The 22,568-nt window shown below is 71.8% G+C and carries 22 protein-coding genes and 1 pseudogene; 9 read left to right on the forward strand and 14 right to left on the reverse strand.

All coding sequences use genetic code 11. From position 1 onward, the window contains the following. Positions 1 to 34 precede the first annotated feature (34 nt). The 5 genes and pseudogenes from BMZ82_RS33665 to BMZ82_RS33690 form a co-directional block, all read right to left on the reverse strand. Positions 35 to 388, reverse strand: coding sequence for a UBP-type zinc finger domain-containing protein (locus tag BMZ82_RS33665; protein WP_093781197.1), 354 nt, complete (start codon positions 386 to 388; stop codon positions 35 to 37). Then, on the reverse strand, positions 385 to 1,860 hold the full coding sequence (locus tag BMZ82_RS33670) for an ATP-binding protein (RefSeq protein ID WP_093781198.1): 1,476 nt from the start codon (positions 1,858 to 1,860) through the stop codon (positions 385 to 387). Before BMZ82_RS33670 ends, BMZ82_RS33665 begins: the two co-directional genes overlap by 4 nt. Then, complete coding sequence (locus tag BMZ82_RS33675) at positions 1,857 to 3,533, reverse strand: NAD(P)/FAD-dependent oxidoreductase (protein WP_093781199.1); 1,677 nt, start codon at positions 3,531 to 3,533, stop codon at positions 1,857 to 1,859. Before BMZ82_RS33675 ends, BMZ82_RS33670 begins: the two co-directional genes overlap by 4 nt. A 434-nt stretch (positions 3,534 to 3,967) precedes the next feature. Then, positions 3,968 to 4,093 (reverse strand): annotated as a pseudogene (locus tag BMZ82_RS33680) (IS5/IS1182 family transposase); the annotation flags it as partial. 942 nt (positions 4,094 to 5,035) lie between these two features. Then, on the reverse strand, positions 5,036 to 5,362 hold the full coding sequence (locus BMZ82_RS33690) for a hypothetical protein (RefSeq protein ID WP_177244789.1): 327 nt from the start codon (positions 5,360 to 5,362) through the stop codon (positions 5,036 to 5,038). 437 nt (positions 5,363 to 5,799) lie between these two features. Between BMZ82_RS33690 and BMZ82_RS33695 the strand changes: the two genes are divergently transcribed. Continuing rightward, entirely contained in the window at positions 5,800 to 6,672 is an 873-nt protein-coding gene (locus BMZ82_RS33695) for a universal stress protein (RefSeq protein WP_093781201.1), read from the forward strand. A 13-nt stretch (positions 6,673 to 6,685) separates the two neighbouring features. Here BMZ82_RS33695 and BMZ82_RS33700 read toward each other — a convergent pair whose 3' ends face one another. The 3 genes from BMZ82_RS33700 to BMZ82_RS33710 all read right to left on the reverse strand — a co-directional run bounded on the left by BMZ82_RS33700 (position 6,686) and on the right by BMZ82_RS33710 (position 9,455). Then, a complete protein-coding gene (locus tag BMZ82_RS33700) occupies positions 6,686 to 7,921 on the reverse strand; it encodes a DUF4032 domain-containing protein (protein WP_093781202.1) in 1,236 nt (411 codons plus the stop codon). A gap of 9 nt (positions 7,922 to 7,930) precedes the next feature. Then, on the reverse strand, positions 7,931 to 8,680 hold the full coding sequence (locus BMZ82_RS33705) for an MBL fold metallo-hydrolase (protein ID WP_093781203.1): 750 nt from the start codon (positions 8,678 to 8,680) through the stop codon (positions 7,931 to 7,933). A gap of 91 nt (positions 8,681 to 8,771) precedes the next feature. Next, positions 8,772 to 9,455 carry an alpha-ketoglutarate-dependent dioxygenase AlkB gene (locus BMZ82_RS33710; protein WP_093781204.1) on the reverse strand — a complete coding sequence of 228 codons (684 nt, stop codon included), beginning with the start codon at positions 9,453 to 9,455 and terminating at the stop codon, positions 8,772 to 8,774. Positions 9,456 to 9,557: 102 nt separating this feature from the next. Between BMZ82_RS33710 and BMZ82_RS33715 the strand changes: the two genes are divergently transcribed. Both BMZ82_RS33715 and BMZ82_RS33720 read left to right on the forward strand, forming a co-directional pair. Beyond that, a complete protein-coding gene (locus BMZ82_RS33715; RefSeq protein ID WP_371271343.1) occupies positions 9,558 to 10,226 on the forward strand; it encodes a TetR/AcrR family transcriptional regulator in 669 nt (222 codons plus the stop codon). A 20-nt stretch (positions 10,227 to 10,246) separates the two neighbouring features. Beyond that, entirely contained in the window at positions 10,247 to 11,920 is a 1,674-nt protein-coding gene (locus tag BMZ82_RS33720; RefSeq protein ID WP_093781205.1) for an FAD-binding dehydrogenase, read from the forward strand. Between the two features lie 21 nt (positions 11,921 to 11,941). Here BMZ82_RS33720 and BMZ82_RS33725 read toward each other — a convergent pair whose 3' ends face one another. Then, a complete protein-coding gene (locus BMZ82_RS33725; RefSeq protein WP_093781206.1) occupies positions 11,942 to 12,307 on the reverse strand; it encodes a DUF488 domain-containing protein in 366 nt (121 codons plus the stop codon). Positions 12,308 to 12,478: 171 nt separating this feature from the next. On the opposite strand from BMZ82_RS33725, the gene BMZ82_RS33730 reads away from it, so the two are divergent. Then, positions 12,479 to 13,903, forward strand: a complete 1,425-nt coding sequence (locus BMZ82_RS33730; RefSeq protein WP_093781207.1) for a M1 family metallopeptidase — start codon at positions 12,479 to 12,481, stop codon at positions 13,901 to 13,903. Between the two features lie 77 nt (positions 13,904 to 13,980). Here BMZ82_RS33730 and BMZ82_RS33735 read toward each other — a convergent pair whose 3' ends face one another. Next, complete coding sequence (locus tag BMZ82_RS33735; RefSeq protein ID WP_093781208.1) at positions 13,981 to 14,229, reverse strand: WhiB family transcriptional regulator; 249 nt, start codon at positions 14,227 to 14,229, stop codon at positions 13,981 to 13,983. Positions 14,230 to 14,331: 102 nt separating this feature from the next. Next, complete coding sequence (locus BMZ82_RS33740) at positions 14,332 to 15,549, reverse strand: saccharopine dehydrogenase family protein (protein WP_093781209.1); 1,218 nt, start codon at positions 15,547 to 15,549, stop codon at positions 14,332 to 14,334. Positions 15,550 to 15,697: 148 nt separating this feature from the next. On the opposite strand from BMZ82_RS33740, the gene BMZ82_RS33745 reads away from it, so the two are divergent. Continuing rightward, positions 15,698 to 16,405, forward strand: coding sequence for a TetR/AcrR family transcriptional regulator (locus BMZ82_RS33745; protein ID WP_093781210.1), 708 nt, complete (start codon positions 15,698 to 15,700; stop codon positions 16,403 to 16,405). A 28-nt stretch (positions 16,406 to 16,433) separates the two neighbouring features. Here the strand turns inward: BMZ82_RS33745 and BMZ82_RS33750 are convergent, their stop codons facing one another. Further along, entirely contained in the window at positions 16,434 to 17,333 is a 900-nt protein-coding gene (locus BMZ82_RS33750; RefSeq protein WP_177244790.1) for a LysR family transcriptional regulator ArgP, read from the reverse strand. 105 nt (positions 17,334 to 17,438) lie between these two features. Between BMZ82_RS33750 and BMZ82_RS33755 the strand changes: the two genes are divergently transcribed. Together BMZ82_RS33755 and BMZ82_RS33760 are read left to right on the forward strand one after the other, a co-directional pair. After that, on the forward strand, positions 17,439 to 18,053 hold the full coding sequence (locus BMZ82_RS33755; protein ID WP_093781212.1) for a LysE/ArgO family amino acid transporter: 615 nt from the start codon (positions 17,439 to 17,441) through the stop codon (positions 18,051 to 18,053). Positions 18,054 to 18,141: 88 nt separating this feature from the next. Then, positions 18,142 to 19,446, forward strand: coding sequence for an MFS transporter (locus tag BMZ82_RS33760; RefSeq protein ID WP_093781213.1), 1,305 nt, complete (start codon positions 18,142 to 18,144; stop codon positions 19,444 to 19,446). 30 nt (positions 19,447 to 19,476) lie between these two features. Here BMZ82_RS33760 and BMZ82_RS33765 read toward each other — a convergent pair whose 3' ends face one another. Together BMZ82_RS33765 and BMZ82_RS33770 are read right to left on the reverse strand one after the other, a co-directional pair. Beyond that, positions 19,477 to 19,932: a cyclic nucleotide-binding domain-containing protein gene (locus tag BMZ82_RS33765; protein ID WP_093781214.1), complete on the reverse strand. Its 456-nt coding sequence runs from the start codon at positions 19,930 to 19,932 to the stop codon at positions 19,477 to 19,479. A 337-nt stretch (positions 19,933 to 20,269) separates the two neighbouring features. Further along, positions 20,270 to 20,515, reverse strand: coding sequence for a hypothetical protein (locus BMZ82_RS33770; RefSeq protein ID WP_093781227.1), 246 nt, complete (start codon positions 20,513 to 20,515; stop codon positions 20,270 to 20,272). A 125-nt stretch (positions 20,516 to 20,640) separates the two neighbouring features. Between BMZ82_RS33770 and BMZ82_RS33775 the strand changes: the two genes are divergently transcribed. Further along, positions 20,641 to 21,084: an ATP-binding protein gene (locus tag BMZ82_RS33775; RefSeq protein ID WP_093781215.1), complete on the forward strand. Its 444-nt coding sequence runs from the start codon at positions 20,641 to 20,643 to the stop codon at positions 21,082 to 21,084. A 230-nt stretch (positions 21,085 to 21,314) separates the two neighbouring features. Beyond that, the gene (locus BMZ82_RS33780) at positions 21,315 to 22,157 is read left to right on the forward strand and encodes a SigB/SigF/SigG family RNA polymerase sigma factor (protein WP_093781216.1); all 843 of its coding nucleotides are present in this window, start codon (positions 21,315 to 21,317) and stop codon (positions 22,155 to 22,157) included. Positions 22,158 to 22,568: the final 411 nt, after the last annotated feature.

Below are 22,568 nucleotides of genomic sequence, written 5' to 3' on the forward strand. Positions count from 1 at the left end.
CCCGCGCGTCGGCCTCCGGGCGGTGGCGAACGCGTCAGCGATGCAGTGACCGTGCCCAGTCCTCCGGCACCCGTCCGGCCGGACCGGGCACGGGCTGGTCGGCGGGGTGGTGGGTCGGCGGGGCGAGGCCGGGTCCGGACTCGTACAGCTCGTCGGTGGAGTAGTCCCAGAACCACTCCTCGCCCGGCTCGAAACTGCGCACCACGGGATGCCCGGTCGCCTTGAAATGCGCGGTGGCGTGCTGCCCGGGGGAGGAGTCGCAGCAGGCGACCCGGCCGCAGGTCGCGCAGCGCCGCAGATGGAACCACCAGCCGCCGAGCGCGTCGCAGTCGACGCAGCCCGCGCCGCTGGGCGGGACGCTCGGGTCGATGGCGGCTACGTCGGTCATACGGGCTCCTCGGCGGTCTCGGGGTCGTCCTGGGCGCTCTCGGGGTCGGGGGCCGTCAGCGGCAGCAGGACCTGGAAACGGGTGTCGCCCGGCGCGGACTCGACGGTGAGACTGCCGTGATGCTTGTTGACGACGATCCGCCAGGAGATGTCCAGACCCAGACCGGTGCCCTCGCCGACCGGCTTGGTCGTGAAGAACGGGTCGAAGATACGGCCGCGGACATCCGGCGGGATACCGGGCCCGGTGTCACGGAACTCCACCAGCAGCCGATCGCCCTCACGTGCCGTCCGCACGGTCAACGTGCCTTCCCCGCCAGCGCTGTTGACGGCGAAGACGGCGTTGTCGACGAGGTTCGTCCACACCTGGTTGAGCTCGGCCGGATAGGCCGGGATCTGCGGGAGCGTACGGTCGTAGTCCCTGACGACCTCGATGCGGCCGATCTTGCCGGACAGCATCAGCAGGGTGCTGTCGAGGAGTTCGTGCACGTCGACGACCCGGTAAGGGGCGCGGTCGAGCTGCGAGTACTGCTTGGCGGCGTCGACGAGGTGCGAGATGCGGCTGGTGGAGTCGCCGATCTCGTCCATCAACAGCTCTGTCTCCACCGTGTAGTTGAGCCACCCCATCGCACCCGGCAGGGTGTCCTCGTCCACGGCCGCCGCGACCTGCTCCAGCCAGTCGGTGTCCAACCCGGCCTGGACGAAGGTCGGCGCGATCCGCCAGCCCTCCGGGATGTCGTGGTCGTCGAGCCAGTCGGTGAGCGCGTCCTCCCGGTCGGAGGCCTCCAGCGGGCTCAACACCGGTGCCTTGGCGACCAGTTCGGCCGTGCGCTCCTGGATCTCGATCAGCCGGGCCAGCGCCTCCGGGTCGTACCCGGCCGAGGCGATCACACCGAGCTTGTGCCGCATCTTCGCCACCCGCTCCCGCAGCGTCGCCGTGGCCCGTACGGCCGCCGCGGCCGGGTTGTTGAGCTCGTGCGTGAGGCCCGCCGACAACGAGCCCAGCGCCAGCAGGCGTTCGCGCTGACCGATGGCCCGTTGCATGTTCTTCGAGCCGAAGAACAGTCCCTCCAGCAGATGGGCCGCCATCGGGAACCACTCCTGCATGACGTCCGCGAACGACTGCGCGGGCAGCACGAAGAACCGCGTCGGCACGGTCACCCGCATCGAGTTGTTGTAGACCTGCGGCACCCGGGCCCCCAAGTACGCCTGCATGGCCCCCGAGTACACCCCGCGCTGGGAGGTGCGGCTGACCTCGACGTCGTCCGCGCCGACCCGCCGGTACAGCACGACCGTGCCCTCGATCATCACGTAGAAGCAGGTCGCGGGATCACCCTCGGTGTACACCGGGCCGGGCTCGAACCGCTCCACCCGCCCCTCGCCGCACAGCCGTCCGAGCTGCTCGGGGGAGAGCTTCTCGAACAGGAACAACGAGCTGATCTCCGCCGGGCTGCACGGCAGCGCCCGGCCGCTCATGACTGCTCCAGATACCGGTGGACGAGCATCACGGCCATCGCTCCCTCTCCTACGGCGGACGCGACGCGCTTGGCGGACTCGGCGCGCGCGTCGCCCGCCACGAACACGCCGGGAATGTTGGTCTCCAGGTGGTAGGGCGGCCGGTCCAGCTCCCAGTCGGCAGGCGGCCGCCCGTCCGGCGTGAGATCGGGTCCGGCCAGGATGAATCCGCGCCCGTCACGCAGCACCGTGCCGTCCAGCCAGCCGGTCAGCGGGGCCGCGCCGATGAACACGAACATCCACTGCGCGTCGACCAGTTCGGTCTGCCCGCTCGCCACGTCCCGCAACGTCAACTGCTCCAGATGGCCATCGCCGTGCGCGGACTCGACGACCGTGAAGGGGCGCACGGTGATGTTGGGCGCCTCCTCGATCTGCTGGATCAGGTAGTGCGACATGGACGCCGACAGGGACTCGCCGCGCACCAGCAGCGTGACGGACTTCGCGCCCCGCGCCAGGTACATCGCCGCCTGTCCGGCCGAGTTGGCGCCGCCCACGATGTACACGTCCTGCCCCTGGCAGGACGCCGCCTCGGTGAGCGCCGAGCCGTAGAACACCCCGCAGCCGGTCAGATCGGCGCAGCCGGGCGCCGCCAACTGCCGGTAGGACACGCCGGTCGCGAGGATCACGCTGTGCGCGGCCACCGTCGAACCGTCCGCGAAGCGGACCACCCGCGCGGACCCGTTCGCCGCCAGCCCCGTCACCTCACGCGCGGTGAGGATCTCCGCGCCGAACCGCGTCGCCTGCCGTCGCGCCCGGTCGGTGAGCTGGGCCCCGGACACGCCGTCGGGGAAGCCGAGGTAGTTCTCGATCCGCGAACTCTGCCCGGCCTGCCCACCCGTCGCCGACCGCTCCACGAGCACCGTCCGCAACCCCTCGGAGGCCCCGTACACCGCCGCGCCGAGCCCGGCCGGGCCGCCGCCGATCACCACCAGGTCGTAGAAGTCGGCCGTCGGAGTCGTCGCCAGCCCCACCTCGGCGGCCAGTTCCGGGGCGTCCGGCTCGACCAGCGGCGTGCCCTCGGCGGTGACCACCAGCGGCAGCCGCCGCCCGTCGACCCCGGCCGCGGCCAGCAGCCGCTGCCCCTCGGGCTCGTCGGCGGAGTACCACCGGTACGGCACCTGGTTACGGGCCAGGAACTCCCTGACGTCCGACGAGCGCGCCGACCACCGGTGCCCGACCACCTTCGTGGCCGGCACCGGCCGGTGATCACTGGTCCGCCAGGCCTCCAGCAGGTCGTCCAGGACGGGGTAGAGCTTCTCCTCCGGCGGGTCCCAGGGCTTGAGCAGATAGTGGTCGAGGTCGACGACGTTGATCGCGTCGATCGCCGCACCCGTGTCCGCGTACGCGGTCAGCAGCACCCGCCGCGCGCCCGGGTACACGTCCAGCGCCTGTTCGAGGAACTCGATGCCGTTCATCTGCGGCATCCGGTAGTCGGCCAGGATGACCGCCACCAGATCGCCACGCAGCTTCAGCTCGCGCAACGCCTCCAGCGCGGACTCACCGGACTCGGCGCGCACGATCCGGTACTGCGCGCCGTAGCGGCGCCGCAGATCACGGGCGACGGCACGGGACACCCCGGGATCGTCGTCCACCGTCAGGATGACGGTCCGGCTTACGTCGGCGGCCTGTGCCATACGTCTCCCACCCCGAGAGCGGTCGTTCCTCACGACGGCACGACGAACCCCGCGCCGACTCCACCCATCGTATGTTCGATCGCCCATGCCCGCTCCGGGACACGATGACACCGGCAGACCGCGCCAGTGCCGTCCTGGGACAGCTCAGGGCGAGGGCGGCTGCCGGGCTCCCAGCACGCGGAACTCGTTCCCCTCGGGGTCTCCCAACACTCCGTTCTAGCGGTTCTGGAGTGTCGCCATGGTGGCATCGGTCCTGGTCAAGCCCGGGAACGTCCCTACCGAGGGGATGACGACCACTCGTAACCCCTGGTCGGGACGGTCTACACCGAGACCCTTCGGGGCGCGCGGTGCGTCCGGCTCCCTGTACTCACGGACGAGCCCACCAGCCCCGAGCGGCAGCGCGGCCCTCTCGACCGAAGGTGTAGTGAGCCTTTTCAGCGGTGCCGCTCCAGAGTGAGGACGGCGGCTGCGATGGACGACATTCGGTCGGGACCGCAGCGGGCTTTGCGGAAGATCCGCCAGGACTTCAGTCGTGCGACGCCGCGCTCGACCGGGGCGCGCCACGGCGGGGGTCTATCTGCCAGAGCTTCACGTGTTTGTCTATCTGCCGGAAATCGATCGGTATTCTGCGCGCGCCGTATGTGATGAGTTACGTAGCATGCTGAGTTTTCGGCACACCGTCAGCCTCCAATGTGGTGAGGGATTTGCTGATAAGGGCACAGTCCAACTGCCGTACTCGGTCGGCCCTGCGGTTGGGATTCCCGACGGCGAGCCAGGCCCTGGCAGCAGGCGGTTAGCCGCCGCCATCGTGTAGTGATCTCGCCGTCAACTTGTGGTAAAAGGCAACAACAGGGATGATCGAGTCAGTTGCTCGGAATAAGGGCGCTCTTCCACGCAGGCCACAGGTCCGGCCATGCCTTTTCAGCGGATGCGCGGGCTTGAGGCGTGGGTAGAATGCGAAGGGAACGGCGATGAGCGCGAACGCGCCCGCGCCGATACCGCCTGCGCTTGGCCGCTTTTCCCCAGTCCGACCACTCCGCAGGCACATACACCGATATGTCTCCGCTTCGATGGAGCCGGACTCCGCGTGCACCTGATACGGGCACCGTTGGTAGACGGTGGTCAAAGCGGCTACTCCAATGGATTCTGGAGAACAGTGGCCCCACGGCTGTCCAGAATCTCCGCCATCCTCTGCTCGTACATCAGGGTTCCGCCGCGGCGCGGGCGGAGTCGCTGTCGCCAGGCGTAGGACATCGTGAAGAACCTCTCGTCGGGACCGGTACCCGCGGGCCCGTAGCTCTCCCGCGCATTCAGCCTGTCCGCTCCCCGCCAGCCGACTCCCGGCGCCACACGGATGCCCTGCCCCCGGACCCGGCATTCCTGTGCCGGACCGCCCAGGACATGAGCAACCGACGACCCTCACGGTGGACGCCGCCGTCCCCGGGTCCGGACCGCGACGCCGTCCGGACCCGGGGACTCGGAGAACAGGTGAGGTGCGCCTCTCAGCGCCCTTTCCGGCCCCGGTAGGCGAGGGCTATGACGGAGGCGAGGAACCAGAAGGCTCCGACGGCCGAGTAACCGGCGACGGTGGACAGGCCGCTCGTTTCCGAGGCGGACATGGCGGCGATGGTGACACCGGCGACGGTGGACTGCGCGCCGCTGATGATCATGGGCCACTGGGCGCCGACGGCGCGCCGACGCCGCATCGCCACGAGGAACTGGAGCGCCCCGGACAGGAGGGCCCGGATGCCGAACACGAGGAGCACCGTTGCGATGGTGGAGAGGACGGCGCCGGCCATCCCGATGGTGGCGGCGAGGCCGAGAGCCACGTTGGCGTCGGCGACACGGTTCCCGGAGACCCCCGCAACACAACCAGGGAGACCAGGCAGTGACCATGACCGATGACCGAGACCTCTCGGCACCCACTGACGAGTTCACGGGCACGGTCGGGGATGACGTGCTGACCGTTCACAGGCTCGGCGAACCGATGCCTTGAGGCACTCCCGGAAACGGGGGCCCTGTTTGCTGCGCTTCCTTCTCCGAGGCGCGCGGGCGGGCGTCACCCACGACCGTTCGCCTGGCCGACGTCCGTGTGCCGTGCGCCCAGGGACAGCGGACTGGTCACCTCGGGCCGCGGCCCACCAGCGGCCCAGCGTCGGTGGGTCGGTCGAGTCGACGGTGGCTTGTTCCCACTCCAAGGCCATGGTTGCAGCCGTAGTGAAGACTGGGCCCGATGGTTGTGGGCACGACAGAAGGAGGCGACGGGATGACGGTCCCGATCACGGCAGGGGTCGACGGGACGGACGAGAGCCTCGCGGCGCTCGCCTGGGCGGCGCGCGAGGCCGTCCGGCGCGACCTGGCGCTGCGGGTGGTGCACGCCTGGCGGTTCCAGCCGGACGCGGCGGCCGACGTGGCGGACCGGGACGCGCAGGAGCGCTGGGTGCGGGACTCCGTACGGCAGGCCGTCGCGGCGGTCGCCGAACGGCACCCGGGACTGACCGTCACCACCGACGTCCGGGAGGGCGAGCCGGTCGAGACGCTGCTCGCGGCCGTGGCGGACGCGGAACTGCTGGTGCTGGGATCGCGCGGGCACGGCCCGGTCGTCGGGTTCCTGCTGGGCTCGGTCGGCCAGCAGGTGATCGCCGAGGCCGCGCGTCCGGTCGTACTGGTCCGGGCCGGTGACCGGCCGTCGGCCGAGGCGGCCGGCCACGAGATCGTCGTCGGCCAGCACGGCGAGCCCGAGGACAGCGCCCCCGCCCTGCGGTTCGCGTTTGAGACGGCCGCCGCGCGGGGCGCGAGCGTGCGCGCGGTGCGGGCCTGGACGTTGCCGCCGGTGTTCGCCTACAGCCCCGGCTCGCTCAAACTCCTCGACGACGCCGGCGGCCTGGAACCGTACGAGAGGAAGGCGCTGGCGGCGGCCCTGGCGCCGTGGCGGGAGCGGTTCCCGGACGTGCCGGTGGTGGAGCACGTGGAGATCGGCAGCGCGGGGCAGGTGCTGCTGTCGGTGGCCGGCCGGGCGCAGTTGATGATCGTCGGCCGCCGCGCCCACCGCACGGCCGTCGGGGCCCGGATCGGCTCCGTCGCGCACGGGGTCCTGCACCACGCGGACTGCCCTGTCGCCGTCGTGCCGCACGCCTGACGCGCCACGGACCTCACTCCGGGACGGTCGGCTCCAGCGTCTCGCGCGCCGTGGGCAGGATGTTCTCGACGTAGTCGGTGACGGCGGTGTCGAGCCCGATGTCGTGCTGCGCGTGCTCCGACAGGTACCAGCGGTGTTCGAGAAGCTCGTGGTAGATCTCCGCCGCGTCCATGGAGCCGCGCAGTTCGAGGGGGACCGCGCGCACGGTGGGCCGGAAGACGTCCCGCACCCACCGGTGCGCCAGCACCTCGGGGCGGGCCGCGAGGGGGTCGCCCGGGGCGTAGTCGTCCTGGGTGGCCATCCAGCTCTCCAGGTCGCTCAGCAGCCGCCGGGCCTGGTTCTCCTCGGTGTCCAGGCCGGTCAGGCGCAGCAACTGGCGCTGGTGGTGGCCCGCGTCGACGACCTTCGGCACGAAGGTCACCGTGTCACCGTTGGAGGAGTGCTCGATCTGCATCTCGGCGACGTCGAAACCCAGCTCGTTCAGCCGCCGGATCCGGCGCTCGATGTAGTGGTACTTGCCCGCCGGGTACACCGAGGTGCGGGTCAGCTCCTCCCACAGCGCCCCGTAGCGCGCGCAGATCTCCATGCCGAACTCGATCGGGTCCACCGACGGGTGCAGCGCCCCGGACGCCTCCAGGTCCAGCAGCTCGCCGCTGATGTTGACGCGGGCGAGATCGAGGTCGTAGTCGCGCTGCCCGGGGCTGAGCTGGGGGTGCAGGTCGCCCGTCTCGGCGTCGACGAGGTAGGCGGCGTAGGCCCCCGCGTCCCGCCGGAACAGCGTGTTGGACAGTGAGCAGTCGCCCCACGCGAACCCGGAGAGATGCAGCCGCACCAGCAGCACGGCGAGGGCGTCCATCAGCCGGTGCATGGTCGCCGGGCGCATCGTCGTCTCGAACATCGAGCGGTACGGCATCGAACCGCCCAGGTGCCGGGTGACCAGCACCGACTCCAGCGGAGCGTCGTCGCGCGCGGTACGGCCGGTGACCACCGCGAGCGGGTCGACGGCGGGGATGCCGAGCCTGTCCAGGTCGCGCAGCAGCTCGTACTCGCGCAGCGCCGGGCGTTCGGCGAGCTCCTTGACGGCGATCACCTCGTCGCCGGCCCGGGCATAGCGCACCACGTGGCGGGAGATGCCGCGCGGCAGCGGGACGAGGATCTCCTCGGGCCACTCCTCCAGGGGCAGGTGCCACGGCAGCTCCAGGAGGAGTACCGGGTGCTCCGGGGTGGTGGCGCTGATCTGCAAAGCCATGGCCCGACCTTAGACGGCGCGCTCGCGGGCCTGCTGCGCCGCCGCCTTCACGGAGCCCTGGTGCAGCGGTCCGTGCCCGGGCAGCAGCAGATCGCCCGCCAGCCCCTCGATCACGTCCAGCGACGCCACCGCGCGGGCCCGCTCGTGGTGGAACATGTCCGGCAGAAGTTGCGGGCCCCGCAGCCGCGAGGTCGGGTGGTCGCTGACCAGGGCGTCGCCCGAGATGACGATGCCGGCGTCCGGCAGGTGGTAGACGGCGTGGCCGCTGGTGTGGCCGGGGGCGTGCACCGGCACGGGCCGCCCGGGCAGGTCGAGGGGGCCCTCGGCGACCGGGAACGCCTCCGGGGCGGTGACCGGGTGCTGCTCGGTGCCGCCGGAGCGCAGCACGTGCGCCAGCCACGGCAGGACACCGGGACGCCAGGCGTTCTTCAGCACGGCGCCGACGCTCACCTGCTGGAGGAACTCCCGCCGGGCGTGCGGCACTTCGGCCTCGTGCAGATAGACCGGGGTGCCGTACGTCGCGCGCAGGTGCTCGGCGGAGCCCAGGTGGTCGTTGTGGGCGTGGGTGATCAGCACGGCGGTGACCGCCTCCGGCGAACCGCCCACGGCGGCAAGGGAGTCGAGCACGAGCTGACGGTCGCCGGGGTAGCCGGTGTCGATCAGGGTGAGGGCGTCCCCGTCGGTCAGGATCACCCAGTTGGTGTTGCTGCCGTGCACCAGGTAGGTGCCGTCCGCCACTTGCCGTACGTCTGCCCGCATGACCGTCCCGTGTCCTCGATATGGGTGATCGTCGGGGACAGCAAAGCAGATCATCGGGCAGATTCGGACGGCGGGGTTCCGTGCGATGGACTCACTGCACTCCGCGTGGCCGGAATTGGACGCTGATGCGCGGTCCGGCGGCGCGGGCGGATTTCGGGACGCAGTGCTCCCAGGTCCGCTGGCAGGAACCGCCCATCACGATCAGATCGCCGTGCCCCAGCGGTCGCCGTACCGTCCCGCCCCCGAGCACGGGACGCAGCGGACGCAGCAGCAGGTCGCGCGGGGAGCCCACGGAGAGGATCGCGACCATCGTGTCCTCCCGGGCGCCCCGGCCGATCCGGTCGCCGTGCCAGGCGACGCTGTCCCGGCCGTCGCGGTAGTGGCACAGCCCGGCGGTGACGAACGGCTCGCCCAACTCGTCGGCGTAGTGCGCGGACAGCGCCCGGCGGGCCTCCGCCAGCACCGGGTGGGGCAGCGCCTCGTCCGCCGCGTAGAACGCCAGCAGACGCGGTACGGCCACGACGTCGTCGTACATCTTCCGGCGCTCGGCGCGCCACGGGACCTCGGCCGCCAGGTGCTCGAACAGGGCGGCCGACCCGGTGAGCCAGCCCGGCAGCACGTCGATCCACGCGCCCGCTCCGAGTACGGTCCGGCGGATCCCGTCGAGGGGGCCGAGCCGTGGTTCGTCGGCCTGGTCGAACAGGGAGCCCTGGAGGCCATGGACGCCCTGGAGGTCCTGGTGGGCCTGGAGGCTCTGGACGTGGTGCGCGGTCATGGTTCCAGCGTACGCCTAATCGAAAACCTGTTCCCATGATAGGCGGGGGCTTTCGATACATCGATGTATCCGATACATTCGCGTATCGAATGGGGGTGCGAGATGGCGAGGTCCGAGATGGTGACGGAGCGGGCCCGGCGGGCGGCCGGGCGTGGCACGCGGCGTCGGGTCCACACGCGGGCCAACCTCCTGGACGCCGCCTTCGCCGTGTTCGCCGCCAAGGGCTTCGGGCGGGTCTCCATCGAGGAGGTCTGCGAGGCCGCGGGCTACAGCAGGGGCGCCTTCTACTCCAACTTCGACAGCCTCGACGAACTGTTCTTCGCCCTCTACCGGCAGCGGGCCGACCTGATCGCCGAGCAGGTCGCCGACTCCCTCGCCGGGGACGGGCCCGACCTCGACGTACCGGCCTCCGTGGACCGCGTCGCCGAGGTGCTGCTCCTCGACCGGGACTGGCTGCTGGTGAAGACGGACTTCCTGGTGCACGCCGCCCGTGACCCGGTCGTCGCGCAGACCCTGCTGGAACACCGGGCCCGCCTGCGCCGTGCGATCGCCGACCGGCTGGCCCGGGCGCGCGGTCACACCGCCCTGCCCGCCGTGCTCGGCGACACCGACTCCGCCGCCCACGCCGTGGTCGCCGCCTACGACGGAGTCACCACACAACTGCTGCTGGACAAGGACGTCGAGGGTGCTCGTGTCTGGCTGAAACAACTGCTCACCGCGCTGCTGACGCACGGCGGCGGCACCCCGCAACGACCTCTTGAGAAGACTTGAGAAGAAGGGCAACGGACGCCATGGACGCGGACGTCATCGTCGTCGGAGCGGGTCTCGCCGGCCTGGTCGCGGCGCACGAACTCACCAGCAGGGGCCGCCGGGTCGCCCTGGTCGACCAGGAGAACGCCGCCAACCTCGGCGGCCAGGCGTTCTGGTCCTTCGGCGGGCTGTTCCTCGTCGACTCCCCGGAGCAGCGCCGCCTGGGCATCAAGGACTCCTTCGACCTCGCCTGGAACGACTGGCAGGGCAGCGCGCAGTTCGACCGGACCGAGGACGAGGACTCCTGGGCGGTGCGCTGGGCGCGCGCCTACGTCGAGTTCGCGGCCGGGGAGAAGCGGACCTGGCTCGCCGGGCACGGCATCTCCTTCGTGCCCACCGTCGGCTGGGCCGAGCGCGGCGACCTGCGCGCCGACGGCCACGGCAACTCCGTACCCCGCTTCCACGTCACCTGGGGCACCGGCACCGGCGTCGTCGAGCCGTTCGCGCGCTACGCCAAGCAGGCCGCGAAGGACGGGCTGCTGACCTTCTACCACCGTCACCGCGTGGACGAGCTGGTCGTCCAGGACGGCGCCGCCCGTGGCGTGCGCGGCACGGTCCTCGCCGCCGACGACTCAGCGCGCGGCGTCGCCTCCAACCGCGACCGTATCGGCGACTTCGAACTGACCGCCCAGGCCGTCATCGTCACCAGCGGCGGCATCGGCGCCGACCACGAGACCGTGCGCCGGTACTGGCCCGAGCGCCTCGGCACCCCGCCCGCCGAGATGATCACCGGGGTGCCCGCCTACGTCGACGGCCGCATGCTCGACATCAGCGCCGAGGCCGGTGCCCGGCTGGTCAACCGGGACCGCATGTGGCACTACACCGAGGGCATCCAGAACTGGGACCCGATCTGGCCCGGCCACGGCATCCGCATCCTGCCCGGCCCGTCCTCCCTGTGGTTCGACGCCCTCGGCCGCCGGCTGCCCGACCCGTGCCTGCCGGGCTACGACACCCTCAACACCCTCAAGTACCTGCGCACCACGCAGGACATCGCCGACTACGACCACTCCTGGTTCGTCCTCACCCGGAAGATCGTGGAGAAGGAGTTCGCGCTGTCGGGCTCCGAGCAGAACCCCGACATCACCGCCAAGGACCGCAAGGCCGTCCTGCGCGACCGGCTCCTCGGCAAGGGCGCCCCGGCACCGGTGCAGGCGTTCCTGGACAAGGGCGCGGACTTCGTCGTCGCCGACACCCTCGACCGGCTCGTCGAGAAGATGAACGGACTGACCGACAAGCCACTGCTCGACGTGGCCGACCTGCGCCGCCAGATCGAGGCCCGCGACCTCCAGATCGCCAACCCGTACAGCAAGGACTCCCAGATCCAGGGCGCGCGCAACGCCCGCCGCTACATCGGCGACCGGCTCGGCCGCGTCGCGACCCCGCACCGCGTCCTCGACCCCGAGGCCGGCCCGCTGATCGCCGTCAAGCTGCACGTCCTCACCCGCAAGACGCTCGGCGGCATCCAGACCGACCTGGACTCGCGCGCCCTGGGCGCCGACGGACAGCCGGTCGAGGGACTGTACGCGGCGGGCGAGGTCGCCGGCTTCGGCGGCGGCGGCGTCCACGGCTACAACGCCCTCGAAGGCACCTTCCTCGGCGGCTGCCTCTTCTCCGGACGCGCGGCGGGCCGGGCGGCGGCGAAACAGACCGGCTGAGCAGACGGGGTGGGCGGGCGGTCAGCGCCGGTCCGCCTCCAGCAGGCGGACCAGCACCGTCGTGTGACTCTGCTCCGGGGACTTCGCGGACGTCAGCAGCGTCACCGGCCCCTTGGTGGCCAACTCCCGCACATGTTCCAAGAGTTCGGCCGCCTCGGGGGCGGTCAGCTCCGCCTCGTAGCGCCGCGCGAACTCCTCGTACGATCCCTCGCCCGCGTGGTACCAGCGGCGCAGCTCGGTGGACGGGGTGAGGCCCTTCGGCCACTCGTCGACGTGCGCCGCGTCCTTGGACACACCGCGCGGCCACAGCCGGTCGACGAGGACCCGCACACCGTCGCCGGGCTCGGGCGGGTCGTAGACGCGACGTACGCGGACACGGACGCTCATGGCGGGCCGTCCTCGGGTTCGGCGGGCGCGGCGGGTGGTGTCGAGCGTAGGCCGCAGTTGCCTGCCGGCACCGCTCGGCTTGACCTGAATGAGCCTGAACGAGGAGCAAACCGTGGTGCCGGGTCCTTACGCTGAGGGTGTTTGATCACTCGCCACCCCCCAGGAGCGCACGTGAGACACCCCCGCAGCCGGACCACGACCACGACCCTCCTCCGCCGTGAAGCGGTCGCCGCCATTGTCCCCGTCGCCGTGGCGGCGCTGCTCATCGCGGCCGGACCCGCCACCGCGGCCGGTCCGACGGGCACGTCCGGCGTCGGCGACCCCTACTTCCCGCTCGCCGGCAACGGCGGCTACCACGTCACCCACTACGGTCTGACGCTCGGTTACGACCCGGGTAGCCGCCACCTCACCGGCACCGCGGTCCTCACCGCCCGCGCCACCCAGCGGCTGACCCGCTTCGACCTCGACTTCAACGGGCTGAAGGTCACCGGCCTGACGGTCGATCACGTCAAGGCCGCATACAAGCGCGACGGCCAGGAACTCGTGATCACCCCGAAGCGCGCCCTGCGCAAGGGCGAGCGGTTCCGCGTCACCGTCACCTACAACGGCACCCCCGGCCCGGTCACCGACCCCGACGGTTCCCTCGACGGCTGGATCCCCACCGACGACGGTGCCTTCGTCGCCGGTGAACCGCAGGGCGCGATGACCTGGTTCCCGGCCAACAACCACCCCCTCGACAAGTCCGCCTACGACTTCGCGATCACCGTCCCCAAGGACCGCGTCGCCGTCGCCAACGGCGTCCTGCTCGGCCGCCGCACGGCGAACGGGAAGACCACCTTCCGCTGGCGCCAGACGGAACCCATGGCCGCCTACCTCGCCACCGCCACGGTAGGAAAGTTCCAGGTCAAGCAGTACACGACCCGCGACGGCCTGAAGGTCTACGACGCCGTCGACCCCCGCGAGGCCACGGCCGCCGCACCCGTCCTGAACAAGCTGCCGTCCGTGCTGGAGTGGGAGAGCAAGCTGTTCGGGCCCTACCCGTTCCGCGCCGCCGGCTCCATCGTCGACCACGCCCCGAACGTCGGCTACGCCCTGGAGACCCAGTCGCGGCCCGTGTACGACAGCGCACCCGACCTGAGCACCCTCGTCCACGAGAGCGCCCACCAGTGGTTCGGCGACTCCGTCTCCCTCACCTCCTGGAAGGACATCTGGCTCAACGAGGGCTTCGCCACCTACGCCGAGTGGCTCTACGCGGAGCAGCACGGCGGCGACACGGCGCAGAAGACGTTCGACGCCCTGTACGCCCGCCCCGCGACCGACGGCCTGTGGGCGTTCCCGCCCGGCGACCCCGGCAGCGGCGCGCACATCTTCGACACCCCCGTCTACGCCCGCGGCGCCATGACCCTGCACGTCCTGCGCACCGCCGTCGGAGACCGCGCCTTCCTCCGCATCCTGCGCGCCTGGGCCGCCCAGCACCGCTACGGCCACGGCACCACCGCCCAGTTCGAGCGGCTCGCCGAGCGGGAGTCCGGGAAGAACGTCGGCCCGCTGCTGCAAACCTGGCTGTACGGCAAGGGCAAGCCCGCCAAGCCGTAACGCCCGAGCCAGCCGAACTGGACGAACCGGGCCCGGAACGCGGCGAGTTCCACCTACCTGCGGGCCCGGGGCCAGGGTCACGAACCGCGTCGGGCCCTGGCGCGCCGCCTGAGGGCGCGTCGTTCCGTTTCGCTCGTGCCGCCCCAGACCCCGAGGGTCTGGTCGGTCTCCATGGCCCACTCCAGGCACGGTTCCCGCACGGGGCAGCGTCGGCAGACCGCCGTCGCCTGCTCCGTCTGGAGCAGGGCCGGCCCCGACGTGCCGACGGGGAAGAAGAGGTCCGGGTCCTCGCGGCGGCACGCGGCGTGCTGTCGCCAGTCGTCCATCGAAGTCACCTGCGATCAAGTCGTACGTGCTGTTCCGGATGTTCGCTCCCGGCCGGGTCACCGCAGGAGCCGGACCGAAACAGCGCGGGACCGCAGCGACGTTCACTGCTCCCGCAGGCCCCACGGGGAGCCGTACGCCGTCAGCAGGTCGAGGAAGGGGCGGGCCGGGAACGCCTCGGGGCCCAGGACGCCCGCGCCGGACCACGCGCCCGTGGCGAGCAGTTCGAGGGCGACCACCGGGTTGACGGCGGTCTGCCACACCACCGCCTGGCTGCCGTACTCGGCCATCGACCACTGGTTGTCGACCACGTGGTAGAGGTACACCTCGCGTGGCACACCGTCCTTCACGCCCCGCACCCAGGTCCCGGCGCACGTCTTGCCGTGCATCAGCGCGCCCAGTGTCGCCGGGTCGGGCAGACAGGCGGCGACCACGTCCCGGGGCGAGACCGGCACCGGTCCGTGCGCGCTCGGCACGGTCACGGGCACCGTACGGTCCAGCTCCAGGCGGTGCAGCGTCTTCAGCGTCTCGACGAACTCCCGGCCCAGGCCGTACTTGAAGGTGACCCGGCGTGCCTTCACCCAGCGCGGCACGAGCAGCACCTCCTCGTGCTCGACGTTCACGCACTCCACCGGACCGATGCCGGCGGGGAAGTCGAACACCTCGGGCTCGCTGAACGGCGCGGTGGTGAACCAGCCGCGGTCGGCCTCGTAGACCACCGGGGGGTTCAGGCACTCCTCGATCGTGGTCCAGATGTTGAAGGAGGGCGCGAAGTCGTGGCCCTCGACGGTGAGGTTCGCGCCGTCACGGACGCCGATCTCGTCGATCTCGTCGAAGAGTTCGTCGGCGGCGTACCGGGCGAAGACGTCCGACAGCCCCGGCTCGACCCCCATGCCGACCAGCGCCAGAAGGCCCGCCCCGGCCCAGTCGTCGGCCTCCGCGAACTGTGCGTCGCCGAGCCTGACCCCGCACTCCTCGTACGGACGCTCCGGGTGCGGCCGGGACAGCGACATCGCCATGTCGACATAGGTGGCCGCGGCGCCGCGCGCGGCACGGAACAGCGGCATCACGAACCGCGGGTCGGTGGCGTTGAGCAGGACGTCGCAGCGGTGGCGGGCGAGCAGACCGGCCACGGCCGTCTCGTCGGCGGCGTCGACTTGCTCGGCGTGGAACCGGTCGTCGCCGTCGAGCGCGGCGACGGCGGCAGCGGCCCGGGCGGGGTCGTGGTCGGCGACCACCATCGCCTCGAAGAACGGACGCCGGGCGGCGATCCGGGTGACGGCGGTGCCCACACCACCGGCACCCACGAGCAGGACACGCATGACGAAACTCCCTCGATCGAGGTGTGTAAAAAGTATGAAAGGTGCGAAAGGAGGGTGCCCTGTCGGAGATGAAACGCCGTGCGTCCGCCTAAGGTCAATGGCGTTGGCATAAGGAGCCCCGGGGGGCAGGCTCAAGGAGGGAGCGGGTATGGCGAAGGCGGTCGTACCGGAGGAGAAGCGGCGTCGGCGGCGGCCGACCAAGAGCGGCACCGTGCTGTCCGAGGCGCTGATCGTCGAGACCGCGTTGCGCCTGCTGCGCGAGCACGGCAGCACCGGCCTGACCGCCCGCCGCCTCGGCCTCGCCCTCGACTGCGACCCCAGCACCCTGTACCGGTACTTCCGGGGCATGGACGAACTGACCCTCGCCATCGGAGACGCGCTCATCGGCGAGGCGCTGCGCGGCTGGCGGCCGACGGGTCAGTGGCGGACGGACCTGCGCGCCATCGGGCTGCGCATCCACGCCGCCTACGTCGCCCACCCGCAGGCCGCCCAGCTCACCGCGAGCCGGGTGACCGGCCGGGCCAACGAACTCGCCGCCGACGAGGCCGTGTTGGAGGTGCTGCGCACCGCCGGGTTCGCGCTGCCGGACACCGTGCGGATCTACCACGCCTTCATCGACCAGACCCTGGCCTTCGCCGCCCTCGACGCCGCGTCGCTGGCCCTGCCCCGGGCCACGCGGCGCGCCGACGACGCGATGTGGCGCTCTACGTACGCCCGGCTCCCCGCCGCGACCCACCCCCGGATCGCCGAGGCGGCCCCGCTGCTGTCGACCCACATGGTGACCAGCGCCTATCCGACGGCGCTGGACATGCTCCTGGACAGCGCCCACGCGACGCTGACCCGGCTCAGTTCCTGAGGGTCCGGTCAGACCCGGTCAGACCCGGTCAGGTTCTCAGGGCCCGGGCCGCCGCTGTCGTCACCGCGTCCGCCACCGCCGCCAGCGCGGGCGAGTCCAGCTTCCACTGCTGCCAGTACAGCGGGACGTCCAGGGGGCGGTCGGGGGCGAGGCGGACCAGGCGGCCGGAGTCGAGGAGCGGTCTGGAGTGCGCCTCGGGCACCATGCCCCAGCCGAAGCCGGCGGCGACCGCGGTCAGGAAACCCTCCGAGGTCGGCACGGCGTGTCGCAGCGAGCTCGCGCCGCCCGAGCCGCTGCGCAACCCGCGCACGAACGCGTCCTGGAGATCGTCGCTCCGGTCGAAGAACAGCACCGGCGCCCCGGGCAGCGTCTCGTGGAGCGGGCCGTCGGCGAGATGGCGGGCCACGAAGTCCGGGCTCGCGACGGCCACGTAGCGCATCGTCCCCAGCGCCCGCACCGAACAGCCCGCCACCGCCTCGGGCGACGACGTCACCGCGGCCATCACCAGCCCCTCCCGCAGCAGCTCCGCCGTGCGGGTCTCGTCCTCGCGGTGCAGTTCGAAACAGAGGTGCGGCTCCCGCGACACCCGGGTCAGGGCCGGCAGGAACCAGGTGGCGAGGGAGTCCGCGTTCACCGCGACCGTCACGCGCGTCGGCTCGCCCTCGCCGCTCATGCCCAGCTCGGACCGCGTGTCGCGCTCCAGCCGGGCCAACTGGCGGGCGAACCGCACGACGATCTCGCCCGACGGCGTCGGCCGCACCGGCTTGGTGCGCAGCAGCAGGACCCGGCCCGTGCGCTGCTCCAGCGCCTTGACGCGCTGGCTGACCGCCGACGGCGTCACATGCAGAGCGGCCGCCGCAGCGTCGAAGGTGCCGCCGTCCACCACCGCGAGCAGCGTCCGCACCTGGTCCAGCGGAAGCTCCGCCATCGCGGAAGTCATCACAGGAGTCGTCTCGGGAGTCATCACGAGCGCTAATGTTACGTAAGAATCTTTAGCTGTACGCCCAGTGATCGTTTCCCTAGCGTGGACGCCATGTCCCACGCACTCACCGCCGCGGCCGCCGGATTCGGCACCGGTCTGTCGCTCATCGTCGCCATCGGCGCCCAGAACGCCTTCGTCCTGCGCCAGGGGATCCGCCGGAACGCCGTCCTCGCCGTCGTCGCGATCTGCGCCCTGTCCGACGCACTGCTCATCGCCCTCGGTATCGGCGGTATGGGAACGCTGGTGGTGGCCTGGCCCGGGGCGCTGACGACGGTCGCCTGGATCGGCGGACTGTTCCTGCTCGGCTACGGGGCCCTGGCGGCCCGCCGGGTGCTTCGGCCCCAGGGCGCCCTGGCGACGGAGGGCGACGCCACCGGCTCACTGCGCCGGGCCGTGCTGACCTGTCTGGCGCTGACCTGGCTCAACCCCCACGTCTACCTCGACACCGTCTTCCTGCTCGGCTCCGTCGCCGCCGACCGCGGCCCCATGCGCTGGACCTTCGGCCTCGGCGCCGCGCTCGCCAGCGTGTGCTGGTTCGCCGCGCTGGGCTTCGGCGCCCGGCTGCTCGGCCGCTTCCTGACCCGCCCCGCCGCCTGGCGCGCCCTGGACGCACTCGTCGCCGCCACGATGGTCACCCTCGGCGCGACCCTCCTCGCGGGGGCCTGAAAGGCGGGAACCCGGCGGCCGGAGCCCGGAACACGGGTGGGATAGTGACCCCCGGACCCGAAAGATGTAACGAGCAACCAGGAAGCGTGTGGACGCGAGCGAGAGCAGTACCGCACCCCCTGCCGACGAGACCGACCCGAGCCCGCAGGACCGGCCCCGGCGCGGCTGGCGCCGCTGGGCGATGGACACCCGCCCGCTGCGCCGGCCGGCCTACCGGCGACTGTGGTCCTCGACCATCGTCACCGCCGTGGGCAGCCAGCTCACCGCCGTCGCCGTGCCCAAGCAGATCTACGACATCACCGGCTCCTCCGCCTGGGTCGGCTACGCCAGCCTCGCCGGACTCGTACCGATGGTGGTGTTCGCGCTGTGGGGCGGCGCGATCGCCGACACCGTCGACCGGCGCAAGCTGCTGCTGATCACCAACAGCGGTATCGCCGTCACCTCGGTGCTGTTCTGGCTCCAGGCGGTCTCCGGGCTCGACTCGGTGGCCGTGCTGATGGTGCTGCTCGCCGTCCAGCAGGCGTTCTTCGGCCTCAACTCGCCCGCCCGCAGCGCCTCCATCGCCCGTCTGGTCCCCGCCGACGAACTGGCCGCCGCCAACGCCCTCGGCTCGACCGTCATGCAGACCGGCCTGGTCGCGGGCCCGCTGCTGGCGGGCGCCCTGATCCCCGTCATCGGCCTGCCCGAGCTGTACCTGCTCGACGCCGTCGCGCTGTGCGCGACCCTGTGGGCCGTGTTCCGGCTGCCCGCGCTGCCGCCACTGGCGGGCACGACCACCCGGCGCGCCGGGGTGCGCGAGATCGTGGCGGGCTTCCGCTACATATCCCGGCACAAGGTGCTGCTGCTGTCCTTCCTCGCCGACATCATCGCCATGGTCTTCGGTATGCCCCGCGCCCTGTTCCCCCAGCTCGCCGCCGAGACGTACGCCTCCTACGGCGAAGGGCTCGCCCTCGGCCTGCTGTTCGCGGCGATCCCCGTCGGCGCGGTGCTGGGCGGACTGCTCTCCGGGACGTTCTCCCGGGCCCGCCGGCACGGCTGGATGGTGATCGGCGCGGTCGTCGCCTGGGGCGCGGCCATCACCGGGTTCGGGCTGAGCGGCAGTCTGTGGCTGGCCGTGGTGTTCCTGGCCGTCGCCGGCGTCGCCGACATGGTGTCGATGGTCTTCCGGGGCGCGATCCTCCTGTCCGCCGCCACCGACGAGATGCGCGGCCGGATGCAGGGCGTCTTCACCGTCGTCGTCGTGGGCGGGCCGCGCCTCGCCGACGTCCTGCACGGCACGGCCGGCGCCGCCTTCGGGCCCCGCGAGGCCGTCGCGGGCGGCGGCCTGCTGGTCGTCGCGACGATGCTGGGCCTGGCGGTCGCGGTACCCGCGCTGCGCCGCTACCGCATCTGAGCCGTTGCCGTGTCCGGCGCGGGCGGGGGGTTACAGCACCCCGTGCCGTTGGGTGCCGTACTGCTCCATCAGTCTGCCGCGGGTCATCTCCAGCCGGTGCGCGAGGATCTCGGCCACGATCCGCACCAGCGACATCCCGAGCGCCGGATCCTCCTCGCACAGCTTCTGCACCGGCTGCGCCTCGAACTCGTAGGCGCGTACGGGGCTGAAGGCCTCCGCGCCGAAGTCCCACCGGTACGGCGGGAACAGCCACGACCAGCCCAGCAGGTCGCCGGCGCCGAGGCTCGCGACGGTGACCCGGCGCACGGTCGTCACCTGCTGGACGAGCGAGACCGCGCCGGAGCGGACGACCCAGAAACGGTCGGCCGTGCCGCCCGCCTCGAAGATCCGGGCGTCCTCGGCGAAGGAGACCTCGCGGGCGAGCCCCATCAGGCGCTGGCGCTGGGGCGGGGGGAGGGCGGTCAGCAGTCTGGTCGCTTTGGTCATGGCGCGGGGCTCCTCGCCGGCGGTCGATGGGGGAGGGCTGCTTCCTCTGGGTGATGCTCGGAGTGCTGTCCTCCTCCCATTTCAGCCGCTGCCGACGCCCCGGGCACCTCGGCGGACGGCACTTTTCGCAAGAGGGCAGGGCAGAGGGCAGAGGAAAGCCCTGGCTGGACGGGGGAAGCCAGCCAGGGCGGCAAGAGGGTGGCGCACGGAGGAGGAGTGCCGTCGGACTCCGACCGCCACGTATGAATAAACGGTAGACCATTCAAGGAGATTGCGCGTAGAGGAAATCCAGAAAATCCGGTTGTGCGACCTGTTTCGCCGCGCTTCTTTCCGGATCTCACTGCCGGGGCAGTTCGTGCGGTCGGCCGGGCGTCAGGATCTCGTCCAGCACGCTGAGCACGGCCTCGTAGGCGAGCGCCCGCACCCGGGCGTCACGCGCCCCGTCGGCGCCGTCCGCCCCGTCCGCGTCGGCCCGTGCGAGGTCCGCGCTCCGGATCCGCCAGGCCAGCGCCTCCTCCCGGGCGCAGGTCCGGGCCCGCTGGATGCGCCGTAGCAGTTCGCCCGCGTCCACGACATCGGTCATGTACTTCACCTACCCCGTCAGGGCCGGTCGATTGCTCCCTGTCCGAGAGGTTTGGCCGACGCCGATGGGGCCAGCCGAAAAGAGACGACCAGTGACCAGTCGGCGACAGCCAAGGGAGCGAAGGGATGCCTGCGAAGGACCCGACCGACCGGCCGGACGTGCCGGACGGCACGTTCCGGCGCGGGGGAGGCGAGCAGTGCCGGCCGGCCGACGTCCGCTGCGCCGTGCGGCGCGCGGTGACCGGGCGGTGCGGGGCCACCGGCCGCCCGTACGACGAGGAGGCCCTCTCGGACGCGCTGCTCGTCGCCTCCGAACTCACGACCAACGCCATCCTGCACGGCGGCGGCGTCACCGGGTTCGACGTCGACGTGGACGGGCGGGCCGTGCGCGTCTCCGTCAGCGACCGCAGCGACCGGCTGCCGGTCAGCACCGGCCCGGTCGACGACGAGGGACGCTGGCGCACCGGTGGCCGCGGCTGGCCGATCGTCTGCCGGCTGGCCCGCGACGTCCGGGTGTCCGAGCTGCCCTCCGGGGGCAAGCGCATCACCGTCGTCGTCCCCGTGTTCTGACCCGTCCACGCTCCGGCGCGGCCCGGGACGCGGAGCGCCGATCCCGCCCAACGCCTTTCTCCCGGGCGGAGTTTGTACCTCCGGAGGCAGGGCAGACGGAGGTTCGTGCTTCGGACCGGAGGCGCGCCGACGGGAGCGGTTCAGCCGCTCCGGGGCGCTGCACGCGCCCTGGGTGGCAGAGGCCCTCCCGTCGCCACATCCCTGAAACGACCCTTCAGGAGCGATCCCGCATGCCTATCGACATGTCGACAAGCAGCACCGCATCCGCTTCCACCGCCGTATCCGCCCCCACCGCCCCCACCACGGCACAGCTCCGCCGCACCCACGCCGACGCCCCCGACACCGCGAGCCGGTTCGCCCGCCTCGTCGCCCTGGCGGCGGGGCCCGAGCGGGACGCCCTGCGCGACGAGATCGTCACCGCCTGGCTGCCCATGGCCCACCGGATCGCCGGCCGCTTCCGCGACCGCGGCGAGGCCGTCGAGGACCTGCGGCAGGTGGCCGCCCTCGGACTGGTGAAGGCCGTCGACCGCTTCGACCCCGAGCGCGGGGCGTTCGAGAGCTACGCCGTGCCGACCGTCACCGGTGAGATCAAGCGGCACTTCCGGGACCGGATGTGGGCGCTGCGCGTGCCCCGCCGGGTGCAGGAACTGCGGAACAAGGTGCGCGTCGCCCGCCGCGAACTGGCCCAGAACCCGGGTGCGGCCGAGCCCTCGGTCGCCGATGTCGCCGCCCATACCGGGCTCACCGAGGACGAGGTCACCGCCGGTCTGGAGGCCCTGGAGAGCTTCAGCACCCTCTCGCTGGACGCCGAACTCCCCACCGGCGACGACGGCTACAGCCTCGCCGACACCCTCGGCGGCCCCGACTCCTCCTTCGACGTCGTGGTCGACCGCGAGTCGGCGAAGGAAGGCCTGCGTCGCCTGCCGGAACGCGAGCGCACCATCCTCTACCTGCGCTTCTTCGAGGACATGACACAGAGCAAGATCGCCGACCGGCTGGGCATCTCCCAGATGCACGTCTCCCGTCTCATCAACCGCAGTTGCGCGCGGGTGCGCCAGGAGGCACTGGGCTGAGAGGTTCCCCCGCAGGGTCCGCAGACCGGAGCCCGCCCTCGGCTTCCTGCCGGACCACCCGGCGGGCAGCGAGGCCGAGGCCACGGACACGGCCACAGCCGGGGCGCGGTGCTCGGCGCAGTGCTGAGCCGCACGCTCGCCGTGGTCGACACCGAACATGGGCAACGTGCAGACGGTCGACCGGGTGCGCGGCGGCCTGCGCATCGAGCGGCACACCGGTCTCACGGCGGACTTCGTCCACTTCTTCGACGTCCTGCGCGCAGGACGCTCGCGACTTCGCCCAGGTCACCGTGCGGGACGTGGCGAGCGACCCGGTGTTCAGCGAGCCGGCCCGGGGGGCAGTCCTCGTTGCGAACACCCCCTGCGCGAGCTGTGCCCGTCCGAGCTGAAGAGACTGGACGCCCACCGGAT

This window comes from Streptomyces sp. yr375, assembly GCF_900110755.1.
Lineage (GTDB): Bacteria > Actinomycetota > Actinomycetes > Streptomycetales > Streptomycetaceae > Streptomyces.